Annotated in this window: 26 protein-coding genes, 1 other RNA gene and 1 pseudogene; 20 read left to right on the forward strand and 8 right to left on the reverse strand. The window is 47.6% G+C overall.

All coding sequences use genetic code 11. The features are described from left to right. From ACK5NH_RS18815 to argH, 5 genes and pseudogenes are all read left to right on the forward strand, one after another. Positions 1–131 (forward strand): annotated as a pseudogene (locus ACK5NH_RS18815) (N-acetyl-gamma-glutamyl-phosphate reductase); the annotation flags it as partial. A 31-nt stretch (positions 132–162) separates the two neighbouring features. After that, complete coding sequence (gene argB, locus ACK5NH_RS18820) at positions 163–945, forward strand: acetylglutamate kinase (RefSeq protein WP_055647085.1); 783 nt, start codon at positions 163–165, stop codon at positions 943–945. Positions 946–957: 12 nt separating this feature from the next. Continuing rightward, complete coding sequence (locus tag ACK5NH_RS18825) at positions 958–1,863, forward strand: ornithine carbamoyltransferase (protein WP_416922542.1); 906 nt, start codon at positions 958–960, stop codon at positions 1,861–1,863. A 60-nt stretch (positions 1,864–1,923) separates the two neighbouring features. Beyond that, positions 1,924–3,147 (forward strand): argininosuccinate synthase, encoded by a 1,224-nt coding sequence (locus tag ACK5NH_RS18830; protein ID WP_011624428.1) that lies wholly within the window; start codon positions 1,924–1,926, stop codon positions 3,145–3,147. Between the two features lie 92 nt (positions 3,148–3,239). Continuing rightward, complete coding sequence (gene argH / locus ACK5NH_RS18835) at positions 3,240–4,607, forward strand: argininosuccinate lyase (protein WP_416922544.1); 1,368 nt, start codon at positions 3,240–3,242, stop codon at positions 4,605–4,607. A 78-nt stretch (positions 4,608–4,685) separates the two neighbouring features. Here argH and ACK5NH_RS18840 read toward each other — a convergent pair whose 3' ends face one another. Continuing rightward, positions 4,686–7,205 (reverse strand): penicillin-binding protein 1A, encoded by a 2,520-nt coding sequence (locus ACK5NH_RS18840; RefSeq protein WP_416922546.1) that lies wholly within the window; start codon positions 7,203–7,205, stop codon positions 4,686–4,688. A 191-nt stretch (positions 7,206–7,396) separates the two neighbouring features. Between ACK5NH_RS18840 and ACK5NH_RS18845 the strand changes: the two genes are divergently transcribed. The 9 genes from ACK5NH_RS18845 to ACK5NH_RS18885 all read left to right on the forward strand — a co-directional run bounded on the left by ACK5NH_RS18845 (position 7,397) and on the right by ACK5NH_RS18885 (position 16,395). Next, entirely contained in the window at positions 7,397–8,476 is a 1,080-nt protein-coding gene (locus ACK5NH_RS18845; RefSeq protein ID WP_416922548.1) for a pilus assembly protein PilM, read from the forward strand. Next, positions 8,464–9,048 (forward strand): PilN domain-containing protein, encoded by a 585-nt coding sequence (locus tag ACK5NH_RS18850; protein ID WP_416922550.1) that lies wholly within the window; start codon positions 8,464–8,466, stop codon positions 9,046–9,048. Before ACK5NH_RS18845 ends, ACK5NH_RS18850 begins: the two co-directional genes overlap by 13 nt. Beyond that, entirely contained in the window at positions 9,045–9,671 is a 627-nt protein-coding gene (locus ACK5NH_RS18855; protein ID WP_416922552.1) for a type 4a pilus biogenesis protein PilO, read from the forward strand. The genes ACK5NH_RS18850 and ACK5NH_RS18855 overlap by 4 nt, the downstream gene beginning before the upstream one ends. Further along, positions 9,671–10,186, forward strand: a complete 516-nt coding sequence (locus tag ACK5NH_RS18860; RefSeq protein ID WP_416922554.1) for a pilus assembly protein PilP — start codon at positions 9,671–9,673, stop codon at positions 10,184–10,186. Before ACK5NH_RS18855 ends, ACK5NH_RS18860 begins: the two co-directional genes overlap by 1 nt. A gap of 21 nt (positions 10,187–10,207) precedes the next feature. Continuing rightward, the gene (locus tag ACK5NH_RS18865) at positions 10,208–12,262 is read left to right on the forward strand and encodes a type IV pilus secretin PilQ (RefSeq protein WP_416922556.1); all 2,055 of its coding nucleotides are present in this window, start codon (positions 10,208–10,210) and stop codon (positions 12,260–12,262) included. A 219-nt stretch (positions 12,263–12,481) separates the two neighbouring features. After that, positions 12,482–12,997: a shikimate kinase AroK gene (aroK, locus tag ACK5NH_RS18870; RefSeq protein ID WP_416922558.1), complete on the forward strand. Its 516-nt coding sequence runs from the start codon at positions 12,482–12,484 to the stop codon at positions 12,995–12,997. Between the two features lie 5 nt (positions 12,998–13,002). Then, entirely contained in the window at positions 13,003–14,082 is a 1,080-nt protein-coding gene (gene aroB, locus ACK5NH_RS18875) for a 3-dehydroquinate synthase (RefSeq protein WP_416922560.1), read from the forward strand. An 18-nt stretch (positions 14,083–14,100) separates the two neighbouring features. After that, entirely contained in the window at positions 14,101–15,507 is a 1,407-nt protein-coding gene (locus ACK5NH_RS18880) for an AAA family ATPase (protein ID WP_416922562.1), read from the forward strand. Positions 15,508–15,555: 48 nt separating this feature from the next. Next, positions 15,556–16,395 (forward strand): Dam family site-specific DNA-(adenine-N6)-methyltransferase, encoded by an 840-nt coding sequence (locus tag ACK5NH_RS18885; RefSeq protein WP_416922564.1) that lies wholly within the window; start codon positions 15,556–15,558, stop codon positions 16,393–16,395. Between the two features lie 36 nt (positions 16,396–16,431). Here ACK5NH_RS18885 and ACK5NH_RS18890 read toward each other — a convergent pair whose 3' ends face one another. Further along, a complete protein-coding gene (locus tag ACK5NH_RS18890) occupies positions 16,432–16,617 on the reverse strand; it encodes a DUF2970 domain-containing protein (protein WP_416922566.1) in 186 nt (61 codons plus the stop codon). Next, positions 16,617–16,982 carry a hypothetical protein gene (locus ACK5NH_RS18895; RefSeq protein ID WP_416922568.1) on the reverse strand — a complete coding sequence of 122 codons (366 nt, stop codon included), beginning with the start codon at positions 16,980–16,982 and terminating at the stop codon, positions 16,617–16,619. Before ACK5NH_RS18895 ends, ACK5NH_RS18890 begins: the two co-directional genes overlap by 1 nt. Positions 16,983–17,244: 262 nt before the next feature. Here ACK5NH_RS18895 and rpe point away from each other — a divergent pair, with 262 nt between their 5' ends. From rpe to trpS, 3 genes are read left to right on the forward strand one after another with little or no spacing between them, the layout of a single operon-like run. Then, on the forward strand, positions 17,245–17,922 hold the full coding sequence (gene rpe, locus ACK5NH_RS18900) for a ribulose-phosphate 3-epimerase (RefSeq protein WP_416922570.1): 678 nt from the start codon (positions 17,245–17,247) through the stop codon (positions 17,920–17,922). After that, positions 17,922–18,605, forward strand: coding sequence for a phosphoglycolate phosphatase (locus ACK5NH_RS18905; RefSeq protein ID WP_416922572.1), 684 nt, complete (start codon positions 17,922–17,924; stop codon positions 18,603–18,605). Before rpe ends, ACK5NH_RS18905 begins: the two co-directional genes overlap by 1 nt. 35 nt (positions 18,606–18,640) lie before the next feature. Next, positions 18,641–19,639 carry a tryptophan--tRNA ligase gene (gene trpS / locus ACK5NH_RS18910; RefSeq protein WP_416922574.1) on the forward strand — a complete coding sequence of 333 codons (999 nt, stop codon included), beginning with the start codon at positions 18,641–18,643 and terminating at the stop codon, positions 19,637–19,639. 106 nt (positions 19,640–19,745) lie between these two features. On the opposite strand, the gene ACK5NH_RS18915 is transcribed toward trpS, so the two are convergent. Then, a complete protein-coding gene (locus tag ACK5NH_RS18915) occupies positions 19,746–20,618 on the reverse strand; it encodes a LysR substrate-binding domain-containing protein (protein ID WP_416922576.1) in 873 nt (290 codons plus the stop codon). 120 nt (positions 20,619–20,738) lie between these two features. Here ACK5NH_RS18915 and ACK5NH_RS18920 point away from each other — a divergent pair, with 120 nt between their 5' ends. Further along, the gene (locus tag ACK5NH_RS18920; RefSeq protein WP_416922578.1) at positions 20,739–21,659 is read left to right on the forward strand and encodes a DMT family transporter; all 921 of its coding nucleotides are present in this window, start codon (positions 20,739–20,741) and stop codon (positions 21,657–21,659) included. 18 nt (positions 21,660–21,677) lie between these two features. Here ACK5NH_RS18920 and dolP read toward each other — a convergent pair whose 3' ends face one another. The 4 genes from dolP to ACK5NH_RS18940 all read right to left on the reverse strand — a co-directional run bounded on the left by dolP (position 21,678) and on the right by ACK5NH_RS18940 (position 25,150). After that, positions 21,678–22,244, reverse strand: coding sequence for a division/outer membrane stress-associated lipid-binding lipoprotein (gene dolP, locus ACK5NH_RS18925; protein WP_011624409.1), 567 nt, complete (start codon positions 22,242–22,244; stop codon positions 21,678–21,680). Beyond that, positions 22,241–22,834 (reverse strand): phosphoheptose isomerase, encoded by a 594-nt coding sequence (locus ACK5NH_RS18930; RefSeq protein ID WP_011070670.1) that lies wholly within the window; start codon positions 22,832–22,834, stop codon positions 22,241–22,243. Before ACK5NH_RS18930 ends, dolP begins: the two co-directional genes overlap by 4 nt. 106 nt (positions 22,835–22,940) lie before the next feature. Then, positions 22,941–23,267 carry a YraN family protein gene (locus ACK5NH_RS18935; RefSeq protein ID WP_416922581.1) on the reverse strand — a complete coding sequence of 109 codons (327 nt, stop codon included), beginning with the start codon at positions 23,265–23,267 and terminating at the stop codon, positions 22,941–22,943. After that, positions 23,264–25,150 (reverse strand): penicillin-binding protein activator, encoded by a 1,887-nt coding sequence (locus ACK5NH_RS18940; RefSeq protein ID WP_416922583.1) that lies wholly within the window; start codon positions 25,148–25,150, stop codon positions 23,264–23,266. The genes ACK5NH_RS18935 and ACK5NH_RS18940 overlap by 4 nt, the downstream gene beginning before the upstream one ends. A gap of 88 nt (positions 25,151–25,238) precedes the next feature. Here ACK5NH_RS18940 and rsmI point away from each other — a divergent pair, with 88 nt between their 5' ends. Together rsmI and rnpB are read left to right on the forward strand one after the other, a co-directional pair. Continuing rightward, complete coding sequence (rsmI, locus tag ACK5NH_RS18945; RefSeq protein WP_416922585.1) at positions 25,239–26,084, forward strand: 16S rRNA (cytidine(1402)-2'-O)-methyltransferase; 846 nt, start codon at positions 25,239–25,241, stop codon at positions 26,082–26,084. A 75-nt stretch (positions 26,085–26,159) separates the two neighbouring features. After that, positions 26,160–26,448: RNase P RNA component class A (gene rnpB, locus ACK5NH_RS18950), an RNA gene on the forward strand; the annotation flags it as partial.

Here is a 26,448-nt window from a genome sequence, read left to right on the forward strand (position 1 = left end):
CGAATTGCCACTTAGGTTGGAAGTTTGATGAGAACAGTGGCTACTTAGTGGTTGCCAGTGCCATCGACAATTTGATGAAAGGCGCGGCGAGCCAAGCCCTGCAATGCATAAAGATTCACTTTAACCTTTAACCGTTCATCCTTATTTAAGAGAGTCGTCAAGATGTCTACCAACAACTCAGTATTAGTTCTTAAAGTCGGCGGCGCCCTGCTGCAGTGTGAAATGGGGATGGCGCGTTTAATGGATACCGCCGCAGCAATGATCGCCAATGGTCAGCAAGTGCTGATGGTGCATGGCGGCGGCTGTTTGGTCGACGAGCAATTAGCCGCAAACGGCATGGAAACCGTCAAGCTAGAAGGCCTGCGGGTTACTCCGCCGGAGCAAATGCCGATTATTGCCGGTGCACTGGCTGGAACATCAAACAAGATCCTCCAAGGCGCAGCGACTAAAGCCGGGATTGTGAGCGTTGGCATGAGCTTAGCCGATGGCAACACAGTATCGGCCAAGATCAAAGATGAGCGTTTAGGGTTAGTGGGCGAGGTTTCTCCTAAAGACGCCACCTACCTCAAGTTTATTCTGTCCCAAGGTTGGATGCCGATTTGTAGCTCGATTGCCATGATGGACGATGGCCAAATGCTGAACGTGAACGCCGACCAAGCGGCGACGGTATTAGCTAAGTTGGTCGGTGGCAAGTTGGTGTTGCTATCGGATGTGTCTGGCGTGCTCGATGGTAAAGGCCAATTAATCCCTTCACTAAATGGTAAGCAGATTGCGGATTTGGTGAAGCAAGGCGTGATCGAAAAGGGAATGAAGGTAAAAGTAGAAGCTGCGCTCGAAGTGGCGCAGTGGATGGGGCAGGCGGTTCAAGTTGCCTCATGGCGTGATGCAAGCCAATTAGTCGCATTAGCAAAAGGTGAGGCCGTGGGCACACAAATCCAACCATAAGCGGAGTAGGTTATGAAGCATTTACTATCGATAAAAGAGTTAACCCAGCAACAGTTGCAGGATCTGATTGCCTTAGCCAAGACGATTAAAGCGAATCCCGCTGAGTATCGCCATGCGCTGGACGGTAAGAGTGTGGTGATGTTATTTGAAAAGCCATCCCTGCGTACTCGTGTTAGCTTCGATATCGGTATTAACAAGCTCGGCGGCCACTGTTTATACCTAGACCAACAAAATGGTGCCTTAGGTAAGCGGGAATCGGTCGCTGACTTTGCTTCTAACCTGTCCTGTTGGGCCGATGCCATTGTGGCGAGAACTTTCTCCCACAAGACCATCGAGCAATTGGCCGAGTTTGGCACTGTGCCTGTGATAAATGCGCTTTCGGATTTATATCATCCCTGCCAAGCGCTGGCCGATTTCTTAACTTTGGCCGAGCATTTTGAAAATATCAGTGATGTTAAGTTAGCGTACGTAGGTGACGGTAATAACGTGACGAATTCATTGATGTATTGCGCGGCCATTCTCGGTGCCACCATGACAGTGATCTGCCCTGCGGGTCACTTTCCTGATGGCTACGTTGTGGCCGAAGTACAAGAACTTGCCAGCCGATATGGCGGCAAGGTTGTACTGACTTCAGATATTGGTGCTATCGAAGGTCACGATGCTATCTATACTGATACCTGGATTTCCATGGGTGATCCAACACCGTTAGCGGAAATTAAGGATAAGTTTGCACCTTATCAGGTCAATAAGGGCTTGATGGCGAAAGCGGGTGCTCACTTCTTTATGCACTGCTTACCCGCTCACCGCGGTGTTGAAGTGACTGATGAAGTGATGGATGGCGAAGGCTCCTTGATCCTGCAACAAGCAGAGAATCGGATGCACGCCCAAAACGCAGTACTGGTAACCCTATTTAGTTAATTTAACCCTGTTTAGCAGCCTACTTTCTCCAAGGTGAGAAACGAGTTATAGGAATTTAAGATGTCTATCGAGAACAAAAACACTGGCGTGAAAAAAGTCGTTTTAGCCTATTCGGGTGGTCTAGATACTTCGGCCATTATTCCTTGGTTAAAAGAAACCTACGACAACTGTGAAATCATCGCCTTTTGCGCTGACGTTGGTCAGGGTGAAGAAGAGTTAGTGGGTCTGACTGAAAAGGCATTAGCTTCTGGCGCGTCTGAATGTCATATCGTCGATCTGAAAGAAGAATTCGTTAAAGACTATATCTACCCAACCATGGCAACGGGTGCGATCTACGAAGGTACTTATTTATTAGGTACTTCAATGGCACGTCCCATTATCGCTAAGGCGCAGGTTGAAGTAGCACGTAAAGTGGGTGCCGATGCCCTGTGTCACGGTTGTACTGGTAAAGGTAACGACCAAGTGCGTTTCGAAGGTTGTTTTGCGGCATTAGCGCCTGATTTAAAAGTGATTGCACCATGGCGTGAATGGACCATGCAGAGTCGTGAAGATCTACTCGCTTACTTAGCTGAGCGTAATATCAAGACGTCGGCTTCTGCGACTAAGATCTACAGCCGCGATGCCAACGCGTTCCACATTTCCCACGAAGGTGGCGAGTTGGAAGATCCATGGAACGAGCCAAGCAAAGGTGTGTGGACGCTGACTGCCGATCCAGAAGATGCGCCAAACCAAGCAGAATATGTGTCGCTCGAAGTTGAACATGGCCGTGTGACTAAAGTAAACGGTGAAGCATTAACGCCTTACGCTGCACTGATGAAGCTGAACGCCATCGCTGCACCACATGGCGTGGGTCGTATCGATATCACCGAAAACCGTTTAGTAGGCATGAAGTCTCGTGGTTGCTACGAAACCCCAGGCGGCACTGTGATGTTTGCCGCGCTGCGCGCGATTGAAGAGCTAGTACTGGATAAAACCAGCCGTACTTGGCGCGAGCAAGTGGGTGCCCAAATGGCACACTTAGTGTACGACGGTCGTTGGTTTACACCTCTGTGTAAGTCTCTGCTGGCGGCATCTGAGTCATTAGCCGAGTCTGTTAACGGTGAAGTTGTGGTTAAACTCTACAAAGGTCACGCGATTGCCGTTAAGAAGCGTTCGCCAAACAGCTTGTACTCTGAAGCCTTTGCCACCTTCGGTGAAGACCAAGTGTACGACCAAAAACACGCTGAAGGCTTTATCCGTCTGTACTCGTTAGCGAGCCGTATCCGCGCGCTCAACGCTAAGTAATAGGCAGACTCAAAGGGCGCCTAGCGCCCTTTTTTATATCTTAAGTTTTAATGGCTTTAACGTATTCAAAGCAGTGACCGAGGGGATTGAGCATGGCTTTATGGGGTGGAAGATTTCAGGGCGAAACCAGCGCGCTATTTAAATTATTTAACGATTCACTGCCTGTGGATTACCGTTTGTTTGAACAGGATGTGGTCGGCTCTATCGCTTGGGCCGATGCGATTGCTAGCGTCGGCATTATCACAGCCACTGAATGCAGCGATTTGAAAAAAGCACTGAACGAGCTGCTGGTGGAAGTGAAGGGCGATCCTGCGATTATTCTTGCATCGGGCGCGGAAGATATTCATAGCTTTGTTGAATCGGCCCTTATTGCTAAAGTGGGCGATCTCGGTAAAAAACTCCACACTGGCCGTAGTCGTAACGACCAAGTCGCTACCGACTTAAAACTCTGGTGCCAATCCGAAGGTGCGGCATTAGTGGCTCGCCTGCAAACCTTACGCGGCGAACTTATTGCGCTTGCTGAGCGTGAGTTCGACGCTGTAATGCCAGGCTATACTCACTTGCAACGTGCTCAACCAGTGACCTTCGGCCACTGGTGCTTAGCCTATGTGGAGATGATTGAGCGTGATCTTAGCCGCTTAACCGATGCTTTAAAGCGCGCCAATACCTGCCCGCTCGGTTCGGGCGCTTTGGCAGGCACAGCCTATCAAATGGATAGACATGCGCTGGCAGCGGCACTGAACTTTGCTTCGCCAACCTTAAACAGTTTGGACAGCGTGTCGGACCGCGACCATGTAGTTGAGCTATGTTCTACGGCTTCAATCAGCATGATGCACTTAAGCCGCATGGCAGAAGATTTGATTTTCTTCAACTCGGGTGAAGCGGGCTTTATCTCATTAAGTGATGAAGTGACTTCGGGGTCATCTTTGATGCCACAAAAGAAAAACCCCGATGCGCTGGAGCTGATCCGCGGTAAAACGGGCCGTGTGTACGGCAGTTTAGTGGGCATTCTCACCACCATGAAAGCGCTACCTCTCGCCTACAATAAAGATATGCAGGAAGACAAAGAAGGCCTGTTCGATGTGGTCGACAGCTGGGCAATCTGCTTGGATATGGCGGCGTTAGTGTTATCTGGCTTAGTCGTGAATCGTCCGAATGCGCTGTTAGCCGCGCAGCAAGGTTATGCCAACGCGACTGAATTGGCGGATTATCTAGTGTCTAAAGGCATGCCATTTCGCGAAGCGCACCATGTTGTCGGCGTGGCAGTGGTTGCGGCGATTGCCAAGAAGATCCCGTTAGAAGGTTTTACGCTGGCCGAGTTTAAAACCTTTGCCGATATCATCGAGGCGGATGTGTATCCCAACCTCACTATCGAAGCCTGTTTGGCAAAACGTGATGTCCTCGGCGGTACGGCGTTGACTCAGGTTAAGCAAGCGATTGCGGCTAAAAAAGCGGGTTAATGGCAAAGTAGGTTAATCTTAGGCGAGCAATAAAAAACGCGACTCAAGGGTCGCGTTTTTTGTTTCCGTTAAAGATGCCTATTGGAATAAATCGTCTGTCGGCGCATCGATGAATAAGTTGTTTTCATCTTGGCTTTCACTGATGTATTCCTTAGGTTCAGTGCCCGAGATAAAGTATTCAAATGCGCTGGTGTAATCGGTTTTGCGAGTCAGTTTACCTGTCGCTAGATCGATCCGCACTGAGACAATCCCTTCAGGTGGGACTGCCGTGGTTTCTGGAACGCCTTTCAGCACGTTATTCATAAACTCGTTCCAGCCAGGGCCTGCGGTCTTAGCGCCAGCCTCTGTGCCCGTGATCTGATCCTTCTCACCATTTGGGTTCCATGCGGTTCTGCCTAACTGGCGACCATGATCGTCAAAGCCTACCCAGAAGGTGCTGGTAAGTGTCGGGCCAAAACCACTGAACCAGGTATCGCGGGACTCGTTGGTTGTACCGGTTTTACCTGCAATATCATGGCGTTTGATTAACTGCGCCGCACGCCAAGCCGTACCTTGCCAGCCAGTGCCTTTACTCCAATCGCCACCACCCCAGATCACGCTCTTCAGCGCTTCGGTGATCAGGAATGCCGTTTGTTCAGAGATAATTTGCGGTGCATAACGACCTGTTTGCTCAAAACAATGGGCGACAGGCTCATCGGTTTGAGTCGTTGGCTCACCAAAGCCCATTGGATCGCTGCTGGTTTGGACTACATCGCCACTTGGCTTACAGGCTAGGGTTGGATTGGCTTTCTCAATCACATTACCGAAGGAGTCTTCTACTCGTTCGATATAGAAAGGTTCAACTAAGAAGCCACCATTTGCGAACACGTTGAAAGCGGTTGCCACTTGCAGCGGTGTTACTGAGGGAGAACCCAGCGCTAAGGACTCGTTACGAGGTAAGTCGTTAGGATCGAAACCAAACTTAGTCAACTCGGCGATAGCCGCATCTAAACCAATATGGCGCATGGCACGAACTGACATTACGTTGATCGATTGCGCTAAGCCCACACGGAGGCGTGTTGGGCCGCCATAGATATCGGGCGAGTTTTTCGGCCGCCATGCAGTACCTTGGCTAATATCGGGTTTGTTGATTGGCGCGTTGTTAATGAGAGTCGCCAGCGTAAAACCTTTTTCTAATGCAGCGGCATAGATGAAAGGTTTAATATTTGAACCTAATTGACGTTTTGCTTGCGTCACGCGGTTGTATTGGCTTTGGCTAAAGCTGTAACCACCCACTAAGGTACGGATAGCGCCATTCTCGGGATCGATAGCGACTGTGGCGCTGGCAACCTCGGGCACTTGCGATAATTGTAGATATTGGCCATTGTCGCGGATCCAAATACGTTCACCGACTTTTAGCATATCCGAGGCAGATTTTGGCACCGAGCCTTGGCGTTTATCGGTGATAAATTTACGAGCCCATTTTAGGCCATCCCATTTAATGACTTTGGTTTCGCCCTTAGCGGTTAACACACTGGCTTGTTGTCCATCAATGCTTAATACCGCAGCAGGTTGTAACTCTTGTACAGGAACGATTTTCGCCAGTTCGGCTTTGATTTGTGCATCGTCTGGCTTAGTGTCAGTCCATAAAACAGCCGCTGGGCCACGGTAACCATGGCGCTCATCATAGGCGTAGACGTTATTGCGTAATGCTTGCTGTGCTAACAGTTGTTGTTCCGATGAAATCGTGGTGTAGACGTTATAGCCATTGGTGTAGGCTTCTTCTTCACCGTATTTTTGCACCATGTAATCCCGAGCCATCTCAGAGATATATGGGGCGTAGAGGTCAATCTCGGCGCCATGATATTTGGCGACGAGCGGTTCTTCCATAGCAGCTTGGTATTCAGCCTTGCTGATATAGCCCACTTCGTTCATCCGCATCAACACTACGTTGCGGCGAGCGAGTGCTCGTGAAGGTGAAGTAATAGGGTTAAGAGTCGACGGCGCTTTAGGTAGGCCCGCGATCATACTCATTTCGGACAGAGTCAGATCTTGGACGTTTTTACCAAAATACACTTGAGCGGCAGCGCCAACACCATAGGCTCTCTGGCCTAAATAAATACGGTTAACGTAAAGCTCTAAAATCTCATCTTTAGTTAACAATTGCTCGATGTGGTAGGAAATAAAAATTTCCTTCACTTTACGAATAATGGTTTTGTCGCGTGTCAGGAAGAAGTTACGTGCCACCTGCATGGTGATGGTACTTGCACCTTGCTTCTTCTCACCCGTGGTTAGCATGACGATTGCGGCACGCATGACACCAACAGGATCTATACCACCATGCTCATAAAAGCGCGCATCTTCGGTGGCGAGGAAAGCTTGCAGCAGCGGTTTAGGCACTTCTTCTAGCTTGAGCGGAATGCGACGCTTCTCACCAAACTGAGAGATTAGCTTGCCGTCGCTACTGTAAATGCGCAAAGGTGTTTGTAATTGCACATTTTTTAATGTCGAAACATCCGGCAGATCCGGCAAAACATAAAAGTATGCTGCAACAATGGCGCCCACGCCCAAAAGGGCTAGACTGAATAGAGCTATAACAATACGTTTTAACCACTTCACCTAAATTGATCCTAATGTTCAGTTAAGTGCGACAGTATATAAGGCGCGCACGTTTGGGTGAAGCAAAAACGTGACGGCCCTAAAATAGCGTTTGTAAAATCTTGAAACATTCTATACAAATACGTATAACGGGTTGATTTTGTGCTAATCTCTTTTACTACTGAATACAAATAATAAAGTGACAACGGACTATGCTTTCAAATTTATGGAAGCGTCAGGCTCCGCAAATGGTCGGAATTGATATTGGTTCCCATGAAGTAAAGGCTATTTTGCTGAGTAAGACTGCTGATGGATATAAAATACTAAGTCATGCAGCGGTTCCCGTAAAAAAGGGGGCTATTAACGATCATGATATTCGTGATGCCGATGCCGTTGTTGAATGTCTCAAACAGGTTAAGCGGATTTTACCTAAGTCGGTTAAATATGCCGCTGTTGCGGTCTCTGGTTCTGCGGTGATGACTAAGGTCATCTACATGGATGCCTCGCTGAGCGAGGAGGAAATGGAAGCGCAAATTGAGATTGAAGCCGATAACCTTATCCCATACTCCCTCGATGAAGTAAGCATTGATTTTGAAACCTTAAATGTTAATAGCACCGACCCTTCTAAGGTCGATGTGTTACTGAGTGCGTGCCGCACTGACAATATTGATGCCAGAGTCGATGCGCTCGATGAAGTTGAGCTAGAAACCAAAGTCGTTGATGTTGAAGGCTACGCCTTGGGGCGTGCGGTCGAGTTAGTGTTGGGTCAGTTGCCCGAAGGCGCTCGGCAAAAGGCGGTGGCCATGGTCGATATTGGTGCCAATATGACGACCTTCTGTGTGGTGGAGTCGGGCGAAACGACCTTTATTCGTGAGCAAGCCTTTGGCGGTGAGTTATTTACTCAGTCGATTCTCTCTTTTTATGGCATGTCTTACGAACAAGCAGAAAAAGCCAAAATAGAAGGAGATTTGCCGCGTAATTATATGTTCGAAGTGTTATCTCCCTTCCAAACCCAATTGCTGCAACAAATTAAACGGACGCTGCAAATTTATTGTACTTCGAGTGGCAAAGATAAAGTCGATTATCTCGTATTATGCGGTGGAACATCTAAACTGGAAGGCATGGCTAACTTATTGACCAATGAGTTAGGTGTCCACACTATCATTGCCGATCCTTTCCAAGGATGTCTGCACGCGGATGAATCCGTTAAAAATATACTGCAACCTAGTATTAGCAAATATATGGTTGCATGTGGCTTAGCGCTGAGGAGCTACGGTCAATGGCGAACATAAACCTGCTTCCTTGGCGTGAAGAAGCAAGAGAAAAGCAGAAGCGCGATTATATTGGAATATTAGCGGCGGTATTTTTAGGCTCAGCAATTTTAGTCTATGTGGCGCTGTCTTTACTCGAAATGATGACCGATGAACAGCGCGGACGTAATGCATATTTGCAGTCCGAAATTCAATTACTCGATGCACAAATCGCCGAGATTAAAAAGATCACCGAACGCAAGAAAGATATTGAGCGGCGGACCGAGATTATTTTGAACCTACAGCAATCCCGTAATTTGCCGACACACGTATTAGACGAGCTGGTGCGTATTGTTCCACCCGGAATATATCTATCGAGCCTAGAGAAAAAGGGCAGTTTATTGCTGATTGAGGGCCGAAGTGAATCGAATAACAACGTGGCGAATATGATGCGTAAGGTGAAGGCATCCGAGTGGTTAACCGATCCAAATATGCAATCTATCGTGACTCAGGATGATGAGCTAAGACAACTGCAACGCTTTAGCTTAAGGGTGAGCATTAAAGGTGCAATGGCTGATGAGCCTATTAAAACGGCAAAAGGAGCGAGTAAATGAAACTCGATCTAAGTCAGTTTAATGATATCGATTTTGAGAATATCGGCGGTTGGCCAAATCAAGTCAAAGTTTTCTTCGCCATTCTATTAGCACTTTGCGTGTTTGCCGCGGGTTATTTCCTGGTGGTTTCTGACGCCATTGATGTTTATAACGCAGAGCAAACAAAGGAAGAGCAACTAAGAGAAGATTTTAAAACCAAATACCAGCTTGCCGCGAACCTTAAATTATACCGTGAACAGTTAGCTGTGATGGAGGAGCAATTTGCCGAGTTACTCAAAATGCTACCCTCTGAAAATGAAATGCCAGGGCTGCTTGATGACTTAACCTTTGTGGCAACCGACGCCGGATTACGGATTAAGAGTTTAAATTGGGAACCTGAAATTCAACGGGATTTCTACATTGAGTTTCCGATCAAAATGTCCGTCACGGGTGACTATCATCAGATAGGCAATATGGTGAGTGGTGTAGCTAAGTTGCCTCGTATCGTGAGCTTGCATGATTTCACTATTAAGCGTGACGAGAGCGGTAATTTAGCCATGGATATTCTTGCTAAAACCTATCGCTTTAAAGAGGGGGCAGAATTACCTCCAGAGAATCCTGCCAATAACAAGGGGAAGAAATAATGAAACTCTTACCTCTGTTAGCATTAAGTCTTTTTTTAATGGGTTGTGTTGGCGATCGTAGTGATTTAGAGCTATTTGTTACTACTACTAAGGCGCAACATGTGGCACATATTCCACCCTTAAAAGAACCGCCTAAGTTTGAGCATTTTGCGTATCAAGCCGAATTAATGCGTAGTCCCTTTGTCCCTCCTTCAAGGGAGCTCACTGAAGAAGTGGTTGATACCAGCAAAAACTGCTTACAGCCGGATTTGAAACGTCGTAAGGGCCGTTTAGAAACTTATGCTTTAGACAATCTTAAAATGCGCGGCACCTTAAGTGAGGGTAATTCAATTTGGGCGCTTATTGAAACCAATGATGGCAGTGTATATCGGATGGGCGTAGGTGAGTATCTTGGATTGTTTAATGGACATATAGCTAAAGTGACTTCTCAAAATGTGGAAGTTGTAGAATTAATTCCCGATGGTTCTGGTTGTTGGGCTGAGCGCACAAACAACATTGAACTTTCTGGAAAATAACAAGCGAAGGATGAGGGAATAATGAAATCTTCTGCCGCGATAAAAATCCCGTTATCGTTTTTATCTTCAGGCTTAGCTAAGTCTGTTATTGGGATCGCATTAGTATTTGGATTTTTGCCATCGAGTTTTGCGGCAAATAGGTTGATGGATGTCAAATACCATGCATTGGTCGATCATCAATTAGAAGTCGAGTTAGTGTTTGAAGATGCGATTAGCGCGCCAAAAATTGACTCCAATGCGTCTCCTGCTCAGTTGGTATTAACCTTCGATGATAGTATTTCTGGGCTTTCTAAAGATCGTCTCCCGATTAACCAAGTCGGTGTGAAGGATATAGTGACGACGCAGCAAGACGCCCATTTAATGGTGACCTTGGGATTAGCTAAGGTTAAGCCTTATCAAGGCAGCGTAGTTGGTAACTCTTACCGTCTAACCATTAACGATGAAGTTGCAGGCACCCAAGCCGGTAATAATCCTTTCGTGAATAGTGTTAAAAATATCGATTTTCGTCGCAATGCCAATGGCGGTGGTGATTTATTAGTCTATTTAAATAATCGCTCGGTTGCGGCAAACGTTGAACAGATTGGTGCCAAGCTTGAGGTTCAACTGTACAACACTGATATTAATAACGACCTGTTATATGTGATGGATGTGCAGGATTTCTCCACGCCAGTAAAGCATTTCGAAACCTTTAAAGACGATTTAACGACTCGAATTTTAGTCGATGTTTCGGGTAACTATGAGTTCAATTATAAACAGGAAGATAATCTCTTTAGGCTCTCTATCAACAAGGTTGAGCGTACTGCAGCGACTCAAGAGGTTAAAAAATATAATGGTAAAACCCTTTCGTTAAATTTCCAGAATATTTCAGTACGTACCGTATTGCAGATTATTGCTGACTACAACAATTTCAATTTAGTGACCAGTGATACGGTTGAAGGTGATATCACCTTAAGACTCGACGATGTGCCTTGGGACCAAGCATTAGATTTGATTCTGCAAACCAAAGGACTCGATAAGCGTATCGAAGGTAATATTCTGATGGTGGCACCGAGTGAAGAGCTTGCGATTCGCGAAAGTCAAAACCTAAAGAATAAACAAGAAGTTAAAGAGCTAGCACCACTCTATTCTGAATATCTTCAGATTAACTATGCCAAGGCGACCGACATCGCAGAACTATTAAAAGGTGCTGATTCGAGTTTATTGTCTCCTCGCGGTTCAGTGGCGGTCGATGAGCGCACCAATACTGTACTCGTAAAAGATACCGCTGAAATCATCGAGAATATTCACCGTTTGGTTGAGGTCCTCGATATTCCTATCCGCCAGGTGCTAATTGAATCGCGTATGGTGACGGTAAAAGACGATGTGTCTGAAGACTTAGGTATCCGTTGGGGAGTAACAGATCAACAGGGTAATAAAGGTACCTCAGGAACGCTTGAGGGGGCTGGAAGTATTGCCAATGGTACTGTTCCATCTTTGGATAACCGTTTGAATGTGAATTTACCTGCGGCGGTGACCAACCCTACAAGTATTGCGTTCCATGTGGCGAAGCTCGCCGATGGCACTATCTTAGATTTAGAGCTGAGTGCGCTTGAGCAAGAAAACAAAGGTGAAATTATCGCCAGCCCGCGTATTACCACCTCTAACCAAAAGGCGGCGTATATCGAGCAGGGTGTGGAAATCCCCTATGTGCAATCCACTTCCAGTGGTGCGACATCTGTTGAGTTTAAAAAAGCAGTATTATCATTGCGTGTAACACCACAAATTACACCCGATAACCGTGTGATTTTGGATCTTGAAATCACGCAAGACTCTCAGGGTAAAACCGTGGATACACCGACAGGGCCTGCGGTGGCTATCGATACCCAGCGGATAGGTACTCAAGTATTGGTGGATAATGGCGAGACCATTGTACTCGGCGGTATTTACCAGCAGAACTTGATCAGCCGCGTGAGCAAGGTACCTATCCTGGGCGACATTCCTTTAGTCGGTTTCTTATTCCGTAACACGACCGATAAGAATGAGCGCCAAGAGCTGTTAATTTTCGTGACGCCAAAAATTGTGAACGAAAAACTCTAATCGTTTGTTATGGGTAGAATAAAGCCAGCACACCTTGCTGGCTTTATTCTGTCTGAAATACAATTCTTATTATAAATAGCGTGCATCACTTGCCATACTAGACATGAAACTGAGATAATCCTCGGTCAAGTCTCATAAGAGCAAGGTAACATACAGTAGGTCGGCTTGATCGTGAGTCGATATAGGCATACTTTTCATTAAGATTCAGACGTACAAGAAATGGCTGAAAAACGTAATATTTTTCTGGTAGGCCCAATGGGCGCAGGTAAAAGCACAATTGGTCGCCATCTGGCGCAAATGCTGCATTTAGAATTCCACGATTCAGATCAAGAGATTGAGCAACGCACAGGCGCAGATATTGCTTGGGTGTTTGACGTCGAAGGCGAGGAGGGGTTCCGCCGTCGTGAAGCTCAGGTTATTGCTGACCTGTCTGAAAAACAGGGTATTGTCCTTGCCACTGGTGGTGGTTCAGTTCAGAGCAAAGACATCCGTAATCATTTATCTGCTCGCGGTATTGTGGTGTATCTCGAAACCACTATCGACAAACAGGTTGCGCGTACTCAAAGAGACAAGCGTCGCCCATTACTGCAAGTAGATGATCCGCGAGAAGTATTAGAGAGTCTCGCTGAAATCCGTAATCCTCTGTACGAAGAAATTGCTGATGTGATCGTTAAAACTGACGATCAAAGTGCAAAGGTTGTTGCGAATCAAATCATAGAGAAATTAGGTTTCTAGGCAGAATGACACAACAAATTCAGGTTGATTTAGGTGAACGTAGTTACCCCATTTACATTGGCCAGAGTTTGATGAGTGATAGCGAGACTTTGTCTCGCTACCTGCTGAAAAAACGTATCCTTATCGTCACCAATGAAACTGTCGCGCCCTTGTATCTCAAACAGATACAAGACACGATGGCTTCGTTTGGTGAGGTATCTAGCGTCATCCTTCCCGATGGCGAACAATTCAAAGATTTAACGCATTTAGATTCCATTTTTACGGCTTTGCTGCAACGCAATTATGGCCGTGATTCAGTGCTGGTGGCCCTCGGTGGCGGGGTAATTGGTGACATGACGGGGTTTGCAGCCGCCTGTTACCAACGTGGCGTCGATTTTATTCAAATACCTACGACGTTGTTATCCCAAGTGGATTCTTCGGTCGGTGGAAAAACCGCAGTCAATCATCCGCTTGGCAAAAATATGATCGGGGCTTTTTATCAGCCGCAGATCGTTATTATCGATACTGAATGTTTACAGACGCTGCCCGCGCGTGAATTTGCTGCGGGGATGGCGGAAGTGATTAAGTATGGCATCATGTGGGATGCTGAGTTTTTTCAATGGCTTGAGAACAATGTTCAAGCGCTGAAAAGTTTAGATACCCAAGCCTTGGTCTATGCGATTTCTCGCTGTTGTGAGATTAAGGCCGATGTAGTAAGTCAAGATGAGACAGAGCAGGGCGTTCGTGCGTTATTGAATCTTGGACATACCTTTGGCCATGCGATTGAAGCAGAGATGGGCTATGGTCATTGGCTGCATGGTGAAGCTGTTGCGGCTGGCACAGTCCTTGCTGCACAAACGGCTAAGTCTATGGGATTGATTGATGAGTCAATTGTTCGTCGTATTGTGCAATTGTTCCATGCTTTCGATCTGCCTGTAAAAGCGCCGGAATCGATGGATTTCGACAGTTTTATTAAACATATGCGTCGCGATAAGAAAGTGTTAGGTGGTCAGATCCGGCTGGTACTCCCGACGGCCATTGGTCGAGCAGATGTCTTTAGCCAAGTCACGGAATCGACCCTAGAACAGGTTATCTGCTGCGCATAAACCTTGTGTGGTGGGTGAGTGACGTTTCAGGGGCAAGTCTTGCTTCCTTCACAGGAAGCCCTCGTAGAAAGATTGCATCATGTGGCCAGTTATAGCGATCAATTACTGGTGCTTGTGGGTGCGCATGGTTCGGGCAAGACGACACTGCTCACGGCGTTAGCCACAGATTTTGATGAGTCAAATGCCGCGCTAGTCATCTGTCCTATGCACGCCGACAATGCTGAAATCCGTCGCAAAATTTTAGTGCAATTGGTGTCATCGCCGATTTTTGATGACGAAATTTCCCTCGCCGAAACCATACTACGTGTCGCGCCGAAACAAAGTAAACCGTTACACATCATCATTGATGATGCCCATTTACTCTCCAAAGAATTATGGGCCGAGTGCATCATACTCAATCAAGTGCGATGCGCGGGTCAGCGTATTGCTGTTACATTAGCGGTTCCGCCTGCGTTTTTAGCAGAGTTATTACCCCAGTTGCCAGAGCCCTTAAGACGGCAGATCTTGCCTGTCAGTGTAGAGCCCTTAAGCTTGCCCGAACGGGAAGCGCTTTATCAGACCTTGTTGCGATATAGTGACAAAAATCCGTTTACACCTCGAGATATAGTGCGTGCTCAGCTTGAGAAGCAGGCTGGTACACCTAAGGAGGTCGTCGCTTTACTAGAGCTTGCTCTGCACGGTCAGAGCGAGAAAAAATCATTCTGGGCCCAATATAGAATTGTGTTGATTGGGTTTGCTAGTGTGTTGATTACTCTTGTGATTTTTCTTGGACTTGCTAAACCCTTTGCCGATGATCCGATACCTGAAGCCGTGACTTATCCGGCGTTGGATTCCGCTGAGTTTCTCGCCCATGGTGAACTAATATTAGCGCCGTATTTTAAGCAGCGGGTCGAGTCATTAACACTGGCATTGTTAGCGGAAACAGTGGAGCAAGCGGATCCATTGGCTAAGTTTCATGGTGAGGAGCCTCAAGCAGAAGGTGAGGCTGGCATCGCGGCACCTGTCGATGAGGCGACAAGTAAGGGCGACAGTGTCGCTACTGATGCTGCACCTGCAGAAGAGCCGGTCGAGAAAGTAAAAGATGACACTGTAGCTCGTGTTCCTCCCGCAACCACTGAGCCAATATCGACTGCATTGGCGCAGCCCAAAACAGGTTATGCCATCCAAATCGCCACTGTCTCGCAGCGTGAAACTCTGCAGTCACTTTTGAATAAGCTGCATAATGTGCCTGAGGTACGAGTCGCTAAATACAAGCAGTTTTGGGTGGTGCTGGTGGGGCAGTTTAACGACACCCAATCGGCGCAGCAGGCTGCCGCAGAATTGGTCAAAGAGTATCATCTTAGCCAACCCTTGATAAAAAAGTGGTCAGAACTCGGTGCTTATCAACTACAAGAAACGCCCTCAAGCGGTGAAATTTCAGAATAAACAGAGTACAATCATGGCCTTTATTTTTGTCGGCATTCATCAAGTTAAATGATAAAAAAACATAGAGCCTTCCTGAAATGGGCCGGCGGAAAATTTAAATTGGTGGATGAACTCTCGAACTACTTACCTACAGGTGAGCGTTTAGTTGAGCCCTTTGTTGGCGCCGGTTCGGTATTTTTAAATACTGACTATCCCAGCTATTTACTCTGCGATATCAATCAAGACCTGATCAATCTCTACAATATAGTCAAAGAAAGGCCTGTCGAATACATTACGGCTGCCAAGAAGCTATTCGTCGATGAGATGAATCAGAAGGATGCCTACTACCGCGTTCGTACTGACTTTAATAAATCCCGCGATCCTTTCTTACGTTCGGTTTATTTCTTGTACCTCAATCGCCATGGATTTAATGGCCTGTGCCGTTATAACCGCAAGGGAGGCTTTAATGTGCCCTTTGGCTCCTACAAGAAACCGTATTTCCCCGAAAAGGAAATCTTGGCCTTTTCAAAGAAGGCCCAACGCGCCGAATTTAAGTGCATTGGCTATGAAAAAGCCTTCGAACAAATCCGTGCGGGTGATGTGATTTACTGCGATCCGCCCTATGCACCACTATCGACCACAGCGAGTTTTACGACCTATGTCGGTGCGGGGTTTAGCTTGGATGATCAGGCGCTTCTAGCGCGCTATTCGCGACATATGGCCTTAGAGCAACGCATTCCTGTGGTGATTAGTAACCATGATATTCCACTGACTCGTGAGTTATATCGCGGTGCTCACCTTGCCAAGATCCAAGTGCAGCGCAACATTAGCCAAAATGGCAGTGGTCGCAATAAAGTCGACGAGCTGATTGCTTTGTACGATGAAAATTACGATCCGCAGGATGACTGATTACTGCGGTTTAGTTGATTACTGATATCGAGCGACTTAGCCAACAACTTGGCTAACAAGCAGAATCAGGCTGGCGACTAAGGCAATCGCTAACACTATTCCCATTAAAATGTACGGTAACGGCGAGTTGGTCTGGAAGTCTTTTTGACGATTTTTATCTGACTGCACCCCAAAGAAGGCGGCTATCGTACTGTGGAAGACTTGCCAGATCCGGCTTAGCATCAATAGGACTGTTGTGAATTAGCAGGCTTTAAGTCATCGATAGGCTTATCTTGATGACCATGGAGTAATTCAAGCAAGTCGACAAAATGGAACTGGCTAGAGCGATTTTTGCCGGTGAGCCAGGTCTTCCAACTTAAGGTTTGCGTCTGTTCGGCACAACGGTTATTTGGATGGCTGCTAGGTAAACTGTTGTTGTAGCGAGTATCGCTACTGCAAGCGCAGGCAGAGGTATCGTTACTTGCGGCTAGTTTTTCTACGCCAAAGGCTAAGGAGGCGACTACCACTGCGGTAAATGCCAACATCATTGATGACTTAAATGTCACCGAGCCTAAAATGTGTGAAAACTGTGTTAACCGCCCCTTCATGATACTTCCTTTGAAACCACTAAATGATCCACGTTAGCGACCCGAGTATAACAAACTCGCTTAGTTTATGAACAATAATTTATCAATCTTCACTAAAATCTTTCTAACGCTTCAGCATCTCCTTACGTTTGCAGTACGTTATGAGTGCGCCAATTGCGTTTCTATTGAGTTTCAATCGCGATAAATGTGGCATTTGCTATAGAGGCATGGCCTAGCTAAGGGTAAAATAAGGCACTTTTTGTTCAATAGCAGCGAGTGTCTTATGCGCCCATTTTTAATTGCTCCATCGATTTTATCCGCCGATTTCGCCCGTTTAGGGGATGACGTTAAAGCCGTGTTAGATGCAGGGGCTGACGTAGTTCATTTTGATGTGATGGACAACCATTATGTGCCGAACTTAACTATTGGCCCTATGGTGTGCAAGGCGTTACGCGATTATGGCATTACGGCCGATATCGATGTGCATTTAATGGTTAAGCCTGTTGACCGCATCGTGCCTGATTTTGCCAAGGCGGGCGCCTCGATTATTACCTTCCATCCCGAAGCGTCTGAGCATATCGACCGTACTCTGCAACTGATTAAAGAATCGGGCTGTAAAGCGGGTTTAGTGTTTAACCCAGCAACGCCGCTGCATTATCTTGATCATGTAATGGATAAGCTAGATGCTATTCTGTTGATGTCAGTCAACCCAGGTTTTGGCGGCCAATCTTTTATTCCTTCGACTTTAGATAAATTACGCCAAGTGCGTGAGCGTATCGACGCCAGCGGATTTGATATTCGCTTAGAAGTCGATGGCGGCGTAAAAGTGGATAACATTGCCGAAATCGCTGCCGCAGGCGCCGATATGTTTGTTGCAGGTTCTGCTATTTTCGGTAAGCCAGACTATAAAGCCGTAGTGGATGAAATGCGCGCCGAGTTAGCAAAAGTTGAGGCCAAATAATGCAAGAACAGATTAAAGCGATTGCCTTTGATCTCGACGGCACACTGATTGACAGTGTGCCCGATCTTGCGGTCGCGACACAGGCATCACTCGCTGAATTAGGTTTAGCGACTTGTACCGAAGCACAAGTGAGAACTTGGGTGGGCAATGGGGCTGAGATGCTTATGCGCCGCGCCATGAGCCACGCTTTAGGCACAGATGTTGAGCAAACGGCATTAGATGCGGCTATGCCCATCTTTATGCATCACTATCAAGAAAACCTTGAGAAACACAGTGCACTCTATGCCGATGTGCACCAAGTGCTGCAAATCCTGTTTGATGCGGGATTTAAGCTGGCGGTGGTGACCAATAAGCCTTATCGCTTTACCTTGCCTTTGCTTGAAGCCTTTAAGATTAATGACTTTTTTAGCTTAGTGCTTGGCGGCGATTCGCTGGCGAAGATGAAGCCAGACCCATTACCGCTCGAGCATCTATTAGCCGAATGGCAACTCGATAAAAGTGAGTTGTTGATGGTGGGTGATTCTAAAAATGACATTTTAGCGGCGAAAGCGGCGGGTGTTGCATCAATCGGCTTGACCTATGGCTACAACTACGGTGAAGATATTGGGCTCACTGGCCCTGACGCTGTATGCGAGCAGTTTGCCGAGATCCTGCGCTGGCTAAATCTCGCCCAGCCAGTTTAATCGATTCTTTTTATCTTATTTGGAGCAATGACGTAATGATCAAACCCATAGTACTCAGCGGTGCACAGCCGTCCGGCGAATTAACCATAGGTAACTACATGGGTGCATTGCGTCAATGGGTTGCTATGCAAGATAGCCACGACTGCCTATATTGCGTGGTGGACTTGCATGCCATTACCGTGCGCCAAGACCCTCAAGCATTACGTGAAGCCTGTTTAGATACGCTTGCACTGTATTTAGCCTGTGGCGTCGATCCAAAGAAGAGCACAGTGTTTATCCAATCCCAAGTGCCACAACATACCCAACTGGGTTGGGCGTTAAATTGCTACACCCAAATGGGTGAATTGAGCCGTATGACTCAGTTTAAGGATAAGTCACAAAAGCACGCCAACAATATTAACGTCGGTCTGTTTGGTTATCCTGTACTGATGGCAGCGGATATTCTGCTGTATCAAGCGAATGAAATCCCCGTTGGCCAAGATCAGAAACAACATCTTGAGTTAACACGTGATATCGCCACTCGCTTTAACAACGCTTACGGCGAGACATTTACCATTCCTGAGCCTTTTATCCCTGAGCATGGCGCAAAGGTAATGTCGCTGCAGGATCCGCTCAAGAAGATGTCTAAGTCGGACGACAACCGTAACAACGTGATTGGTCTGCTTGAAGATCCAAAAGCGGTCATGAAAAAGCTGAAAAAAGCCATGACTGACAGTGACGAGCCGCCAGTCGTGCGTTTTGATATAGAGAACAAGCCTGGCGTGTCTAACCTGCTGAGCTTAATGTCGGGTATCACAGGACAAAGCATTGCCAGCCTCGAAGCCGAGTTTGAAGGCAAGATGTATGGCCACTTAAAAGGTGCCGCGGGTGAAGCGGTAGTGGGTATGTTAGAGCCGCTGCAAGAGCGTTACCGTGCGCTGCGTGCCGACCGTGCTTACCTCGACCAAGTGATGAGAGCAGGCGCTGAAAATGCTCAAGCTCGCGCCGAAGTGACCCTGAAAAAGGTGTACGAGAAGATTGGTTTGTTAGTGTAATTTGACCTAAAAAGTCATTACACAGCACGTTATTAAGCCGACCCACTCTTGGGTCGGCTTTTTTATGTCTGTGATTCATTGAGCTGTTTGATACAGAACTAAGCGTTTAGGCTTGGGATTTTAGCCAGGAGGAAAAAGCAGCGATGGCAGGCTCTGTGAGACGGCGCTGCTTACAGATAAAACTAAACTCAAAACCTGTATGGACATCGGGCAGGTTTACTGCGACCAGCCTACCGGTGCTGATATCTCCCGCCACCATAAAATCCGGGGCGAGGGCGAGACCTTGACCCGCAATCGCCGCTTCAATCGCCATCACTATATGGCTAAAAATATGTTGCTGTTCGTTATTCAGCGGAATTTGATGGGCCGATGACCATTTATGCCAATCGAGTCCGAGCGGCCCCTCGTCCACAATCAATAAGGCCTGCTGTTGAAAATTGCTTAAGTTAATATCGCGCCACTTGGGGTAAAAACTCGGACTACATACTGGGATTAATCGTTCCTTATGCAAAAGCTGCTGCCAATAGCCCCGTTGATTGAGTTTACCTGCGATAAAGATATCGGCCGTGCTGGTGCTGAGATCGGGGTCTTGGGTGATCATCTCGAGGCGAATTTTAACGCTGGGATACTGGCGCCTAAAATCCGCTAATCTGGGGATCAACCATTTGACCGCAAATGAGCTGTAAACCGCCAAACAAAGTTGTTGGTTTGGGGTGTCGCGGATCTTGAGATTAAGGTCGCTTAACTCATTGAAAATCCTTTCTAACTCAACAAATAAGCTTTGACCTTTTGGCGTGAGCTGCAATTTTCGTCCCTGACGGTCGAAAAGCTGCTCGCCAAAATATTCCTCTAATACACGCACTTGGTGTGAAACCGCGCTTTGGGTAATGCAAAGTTCGGCGGCAGCCTTGGAAAAATGCTGTTGCCTTGCGGCGGTCTCGAAGACTTGTAGTGCGCGTAATGGAGGCAGCTTTCTCATGATTTTCAATGCCTAAAAGATTTAGTATGAATTTAATTCATCTAGCATGAGAAAGCATCATTTCAGCTTAAGTTTTGTGGGGATTATCATGCCAGCATTGAGATTTGCGGATGGTAAAAAATGCAGCGTCCTGTAGTTATCGGTTTGATTTTATTGATAGTTGGTAATCTATTTAGTGCTTTTTACGATGTATCGATCAAATGGCTGCCAGAAGATGCGAATGCGGCCATTTTTCTACTCGTGAGACAAATCACCTCAGTATTGATGTTAATCCCCATTTGGTTGTACTCGCAGCGACCCAAAACTGAACATATTTCGGTCCACCTTTGGCGTGCCAACATAGGCTCAGTTGGCGCGCTTTTTTTAATTATTGGCCTTATGGCTTTGCCACTCGCGACGGTAAGTTCCTTATTTTACTCGGCGCCTCTGATGATTATTTTGATGGGCTATTGGTTTTTAAAGGAGAGGATCACCACAGGACAAGTGGTATGCACATTCTTAGGGTTTGTCGGGATCTTAATTATCCTCAGGCCGAGTGAAATGAACTGGTTTGGATTGGCGGTGCTATTTTCGGCATTTACCTTTTCCGTCAACCAGTTGACCCTGAAAAAGGTCCCTAACACTGAGCATCCGGTATTAACCTTATTGCTGTATAACCTGCTGGGTATTCCCGCAACTTTAATTATCGCGGCCTTTCAGGGGCTTGAAGGACTGAGCTGGGGATTGTTAGCCGTAGCGCTGCTCAGTAATGCCTTCCTACTGATTTATCACTGGTTCTGCGTGCTAGCCTATCGTCGGGCGCAGGCGAGCGATATTGCGATTGCCGAATATACTGGCCTGTTATTTATTGTCTTCTTAGGCTGGCTGTTATTCGATGAATGGTTAGATAGCCTAAGTTGGCTCGGTGCCGCGCTGATTGTATTGCCATCACTATTTTTACCTTGGATTGGCATGTGGATGGCCAAGTCACCCAAGGTTATGGATAACATGCCAGTAAAAGCGTTAGGACTTGAAGCGGTAGAAGGCGAGCCTAAACCCTAAGCGTTTAGGCTCAATCGGTTATTCAATGTATTCGAATACTTTAACGACTTTACGCACACCCGCGGTGTTGCGCGCGATATCGACGGCCATATCGGCCTGAGAGCGGTGAATGAGTCCGAGTAGGAAGACTTCACCGTTTTCAGTGATGACCTTAATGCGGGTGACATCCAGCTCTTTCTCGTTGAGCATGCGACCCTTCACTTTCGTTGTCACCCAAGTATCATTGCTACGGGTGGTGAAAGAGGTTGGGTTACCGATGCGGATCTGATTGTGGATCTTTCCGCCAAGCTTAAGATCTTGTACGACCTTAATCGCCTTATCCCTCAACATAGAGTTGGGCGCTTGGCCAATCATCAGCACATTACCGTTAACCGAAACACCCGTGATATTTGTTTGTTTCTTCAGATCTTCATGCTCAAGCAGAGCGCTGGTGATCTTAAAATCGGTATTGGTATCGTCGAGCTGAGTCTTCACCGAACGCTCATCGTTGGCCATCATGGCGCCACTGACTGCACCCACCATAACGGCACCGGCGCAGCCTTGCAGCAGCATGCAAACCATTAACAGTGGCGCAGCATATCTCATTGCTGTTCGTCCTGCGGGAAGAGCGTGCGGTCGATATTGTCACAGAGGCAGTGGATAACCAGTAAGTGTACTTCTTGAATACGTGCCGTCACGTTAGAAGGTACACGGATTTCCACGTCGCCTACGCTCAGTAATCCCGCCATCGCGCCACCGTCTTTACCGGTTAAGGCAACGATAGTCATATCGCGGCTAAGGGCGGCTTCCATGGCTTTAATCACGTTGCCTGAGTTACCGCTGGTGGAAATCGCCAGCAGAATGTCACCAGGTTGACCTAAGGCTAAGATTTGTTTTGAGAAAATCTCATCATAGCTGTAATCGTTGGCAATCGCAGTGATGGTCGAGGTGTCGGTTGACAGAGCAATCGCTGGCAATGGTGGACGTTCAATTTCGTAGCGGTTTAATAGCTCGGCCGAGAAGTGCTGAGCATCACCGGCACTGCCGCCGTTACCGCAGGCAAGAATTTTATTGCCGCCCAAAAGACATTGCACCATCATCTCGGCCGCTTTAGCGATGGATTCTGGCAGTGCTTCGGCTGCATCGATTTTGGTCTGGATAGATTCAGTAAAGCTGTCTTTAATGCGTTCTAACATGGATACATCCTTTCAGGATAAAGTGTGGCTATGATGCCATATTTCCACGGTGGAGTTGAGGCATAAGCGTTAAAAATTATTCGATTAGCTGAGTCGAGGACCTCGTTTAAAAGGCATCGACTAGCCAGTGGATTTGCGCGTCCTCGATGGCGACAACGTCGAATCGGCACGGCACATCCAGTTTATGCGTCTGTAAATAGTGGCTGGCCGCCATGCGGATCCTGCCGATTTGTGCTTTGCTAAGTGCTTGTATTGCGCCGCCAAATTGATTTGCTGAGCGATATTTTACTTCAACAAATACCCTGTGTTGTTTATGGCGCATGACGAGGTCTATTTCACCAAAGGGATAGCGGACATTGCGCTCGACAAAGGTTAAACCTTGCTGTTCGAGGTAACCTTGAGCGATCGACTCTGCCTGCTGTCCGAGTGTCATAATTGACGGAAACTGCCCCTTTGATAGCGTCCCCAGCTTAATTGGCGGTTTATCACCCCGTCAGGATTGACGGATAACATGCCGCTACGACCATTGAACTGGTAACCCGTGAATGAGCGCATTTGCGCGAGTTTACTGATCAAATCCATGGCGTCGTAACCCATCACAAACAAGCGTTTTTGGCCATTGTTCCAACCCGCCCATAAGGTGCTTACCATCAGATTTTCTTCACCATTTTGCATCAGCCAAGGAGCATCGCTCATGGTCAAGTTATTTAAATCCTGCGCCGTTTGGCTCGATTCGTTGTCGATGCGGCTACGGCTAGAGGTATACAAGGGCACGGGTTGGGTGAATACGCTAAAGTTGACGTCGATAAAGGCTTTTAACAGTGTTAACTCCTGCGGCGCCGAGATCATATAAATCGCATCTATATCTTGGCGTGAGCGAAAATCAGCTTGTACTGAGCTGCCTAGTAGCTCTTTAATGCGTGCGATACGTGCTTGGCTATCACGGACCCCAAGCGCATCTTGCACTGTGGTTTTCATCTTGTCGCCACCGTCGTAGTAATAAACTTCGATAGGCGTATCGCTTTTCTTTTTCCATGCCTGGATAAAGCTTTCGGCCATGCGTTTACCGATGGCATCGTTGCTGGCGAGTAGCAGTGGCATAGTCACGCCATCTTGATACATGCGTGTTGCGGCATCGGCGGCTTCTTGGGCTGGCGATAGCGCAAAGTAGAACTTATTGATATCGGGCACAAACTTATCGGTTTGATTTAAAAACAGCTGCGGAATGGGCGCTGTCGGGGCCGTAGGTACTGCGGGAGCTGTGCCCGTTGGCGTGCTGATTGCTGGGCTTGTGCTGCTGTTAAGCGCCAGTAATTGATCGATTTCATTTGGCAATAAGGGGCCAATAATAAACTCGGCGCCCGCATTCACCGCTTGCTGATAGGCTGCAACGGCATCATTGGCGGTATCGTAAAAGTTAACCGAAACCTGTTCATTGGGTTTGGCTAAATAGCTAGCCAAAATACCTTGGCGAATCGCGTTAGCAGCACCGGCGCGCTGACCTGTGAGTGGTAACAGGACGGCGATATTTTTTGGCATAAAAGGCTTGGCATTGAGCGCCCGATCGAGATCGGTTGGCAATTTGGCCGCCGCGGGATGATAAGGATTCTGCTTTTGCCAGTCGCCTAGGTAACGGACCAGTTGATTGGGGTCGACCGCATAGTGTTTGGCGATATAGGCGAGCTGCAACCAACCGGCAAATACTGGGTTATTGGCGTCGCGGATAAAGGATTGCAGGGTTTGCTCATGCATAGGCTGCAATACTTGCCAGATCTGGTTATTGACTTCGCTCGCCTCGGCGGGCGGTAAATAGGTGGTCAATAAACTCAGTTCGCGCACTTGCTCGATAGGTTGCTTATTCAACTGGAACAAATGCGCTCTAAATTGATGATACGCGGCCATTTGCCAGCCGGGTAAAACCCAAGTGCTTGGATAGCTCAGAGTCTTGAGCGCCTCAACATAAGTCGATGTATGCTCTAAGACCCGTGCCGTTAAGTATTTATGCTCAGCTACCAGAGTCGGACTCTGAGTCAGGCTTGGCAGCATCGACTTCAGCAGTTTCTGCGCCGCTGCATAGTCATTGGCGTTGATATAGGCATGCGCCGCCAGCAGCAGGTTAGTATCGCGCTGCTGCGGATCTTTGCTATTCGCGGCCTGTGCTAAATACACATTGGGCGCCAATGGTGCAGAGGCTAAAGAGGTGGCCACTGTGGGGGCAGTACCGGTTGAGCTGGGCGCTTGGCTGCCGCAACCCGCCAACACTGCGGATAAAATGGCCACGGAAACGAACTTAGTTGTATTCAGGCTTTTTAACACTGGGCTTCACTCTGGTAAGATGCTGCCTCTAGTTTAACCTTCTCTTGCGCTTGACGAAAGTCTTGGCGCTGTCATTACCGAGGTATATATGGACCAAAGCGTCGCACTCTATATTGTTCCCACTCCCATTGGTAACTTGGGGGACATGAGCCCACGTGCTATCGAAGTGCTCACTCAGGTCGCATTGATTGCCTGTGAAGATACGCGCCACAGCGGCAAGTTATTGAGTCATTTTGGTATTTCCACTAAAACTATCGCGTTGCATGACCATAATGAGCGCGCCCGCGCCCAATGGATTGTGGATCAACTGGCCGCAGGACAATCAATTGCGCTGATTTCCGATGCGGGCACGCCGCTGATTTCGGATCCTGGCTATCACTTAGTCTCCCATGTGCGGCAGTCGGGTTTTAGAGTAATCCCATTACCTGGCCCTTGTGCGGCGATTACGGCATTAAGTGCTTCTGGTTTACCGTCGGACCGTTTCTCCTTCGAAGGTTTTTTACCTTCTAAAGAGAAGGCGCGTGCCGATAAGTTACTGGAGCTTAAGGAAGATCCGCGCACGTTGATTTTTTATGAATCACCACACCGTATCGAGCACAGTCTGACGACCATGGTCGAGGTTTTAGGGAATGATCGTCATGTGGTGATGGCGCGTGAAGTCACTAAAACCTTCGAGACCTTCCTCTCAGGCCCAGTGGCCGAGGTGTTGGCCACGGTCAGCAGCGATCCTAACCAGCAAAAGGGTGAGATAGTGTTGATGGTGCATGGTCATCGCGCGGCGGAGGATGATGAAGCGATCCCCACAGTTGCCATCAACACCTTGAAATTACTCTGTGAAGAATTACCACTCAAAAAAGCAGCCGCCATTGCCGCGCAAATTCATGGTCTTAAAAAGAATGCCCTGTATAAGTTCGGTTTAGAGTCGGATTTATAAGCCAATCTTAGAGATAGGCGCAGATAGGCGGGATTAACAGTGGTGCGCGCAGGTAGCTTAGGCTATAATCCGCGCCGAGTTGGCCAGACAGTCGCTGCGCTCGCAAGAGCGGAGAGGAAAGTCCGGGCTTCAAAGAGCGGGGTGCCAGGTAACGCCTGGGCGGTGCGAACCGACGACAAGTGCAACAGAGAGGAGACCGCCATCATAGCCTCGGCTAAGGTGGTAAGGGTGAAAGGGTGCGGTAAGAGCGCACCGTGCGGCTAGCAATAGTCCGTAGCAAGGTAAACTCCACCCGAAGCAAGACCAAATAGGGTTCCGTATGGCGTGGCTCGCGTTGGAACCGGGTAGGTCGCTTGAGCCTGCG

Source organism: Shewanella sp., assembly GCF_047975355.1.
In the GTDB taxonomy this organism is placed as follows: domain Bacteria; phylum Pseudomonadota; class Gammaproteobacteria; order Enterobacterales; family Shewanellaceae; genus Shewanella.

Coding starts and splice junctions, on each gene's coding strand:
- argB (WP_055647085.1), top strand. CDS start 163: ATGTCTACCAACAACTCAGTATTAGTTCTTAAAGTCGGCGGCGCCCTG.
- ACK5NH_RS18825 (WP_416922542.1), top strand. CDS start 958: ATGAAGCATTTACTATCGATAAAAGAGTTAACCCAGCAACAGTTGCAG.
- ACK5NH_RS18830 (WP_011624428.1), top strand. CDS start 1,924: ATGTCTATCGAGAACAAAAACACTGGCGTGAAAAAAGTCGTTTTAGCC.
- argH (WP_416922544.1), top strand. CDS start 3,240: ATGGCTTTATGGGGTGGAAGATTTCAGGGCGAAACCAGCGCGCTATTT.
- ACK5NH_RS18845 (WP_416922548.1), top strand. CDS start 7,397: ATGCTTTCAAATTTATGGAAGCGTCAGGCTCCGCAAATGGTCGGAATT.
- ACK5NH_RS18850 (WP_416922550.1), top strand. CDS start 8,464: ATGGCGAACATAAACCTGCTTCCTTGGCGTGAAGAAGCAAGAGAAAAG.
- ACK5NH_RS18855 (WP_416922552.1), top strand. CDS start 9,045: ATGAAACTCGATCTAAGTCAGTTTAATGATATCGATTTTGAGAATATC.
- ACK5NH_RS18860 (WP_416922554.1), top strand. CDS start 9,671: ATGAAACTCTTACCTCTGTTAGCATTAAGTCTTTTTTTAATGGGTTGT.
- ACK5NH_RS18865 (WP_416922556.1), top strand. CDS start 10,208: ATGAAATCTTCTGCCGCGATAAAAATCCCGTTATCGTTTTTATCTTCA.
- aroK (WP_416922558.1), top strand. CDS start 12,482: ATGGCTGAAAAACGTAATATTTTTCTGGTAGGCCCAATGGGCGCAGGT.
- aroB (WP_416922560.1), top strand. CDS start 13,003: ATGACACAACAAATTCAGGTTGATTTAGGTGAACGTAGTTACCCCATT.
- ACK5NH_RS18885 (WP_416922564.1), top strand. CDS start 15,556: ATGATAAAAAAACATAGAGCCTTCCTGAAATGGGCCGGCGGAAAATTT.
- ACK5NH_RS18890 (WP_416922566.1), bottom strand. CDS start 16,617: ATGCTAAGCCGGATCTGGCAAGTCTTCCACAGTACGATAGCCGCCTTC.
- ACK5NH_RS18895 (WP_416922568.1), bottom strand. CDS start 16,982: ATGAAGGGGCGGTTAACACAGTTTTCACACATTTTAGGCTCGGTGACA.
- rpe (WP_416922570.1), top strand. CDS start 17,245: ATGCGCCCATTTTTAATTGCTCCATCGATTTTATCCGCCGATTTCGCC.
- ACK5NH_RS18905 (WP_416922572.1), top strand. CDS start 17,922: ATGCAAGAACAGATTAAAGCGATTGCCTTTGATCTCGACGGCACACTG.
- trpS (WP_416922574.1), top strand. CDS start 18,641: ATGATCAAACCCATAGTACTCAGCGGTGCACAGCCGTCCGGCGAATTA.
- ACK5NH_RS18915 (WP_416922576.1), bottom strand. CDS start 20,618: ATGAGAAAGCTGCCTCCATTACGCGCACTACAAGTCTTCGAGACCGCC.
- ACK5NH_RS18920 (WP_416922578.1), top strand. CDS start 20,739: ATGCAGCGTCCTGTAGTTATCGGTTTGATTTTATTGATAGTTGGTAAT.
- dolP (WP_011624409.1), bottom strand. CDS start 22,244: ATGAGATATGCTGCGCCACTGTTAATGGTTTGCATGCTGCTGCAAGGC.
- ACK5NH_RS18930 (WP_011070670.1), bottom strand. CDS start 22,834: ATGTTAGAACGCATTAAAGACAGCTTTACTGAATCTATCCAGACCAAA.
- ACK5NH_RS18935 (WP_416922581.1), bottom strand. CDS start 23,267: ATGACACTCGGACAGCAGGCAGAGTCGATCGCTCAAGGTTACCTCGAA.
- rsmI (WP_416922585.1), top strand. CDS start 25,239: ATGGACCAAAGCGTCGCACTCTATATTGTTCCCACTCCCATTGGTAAC.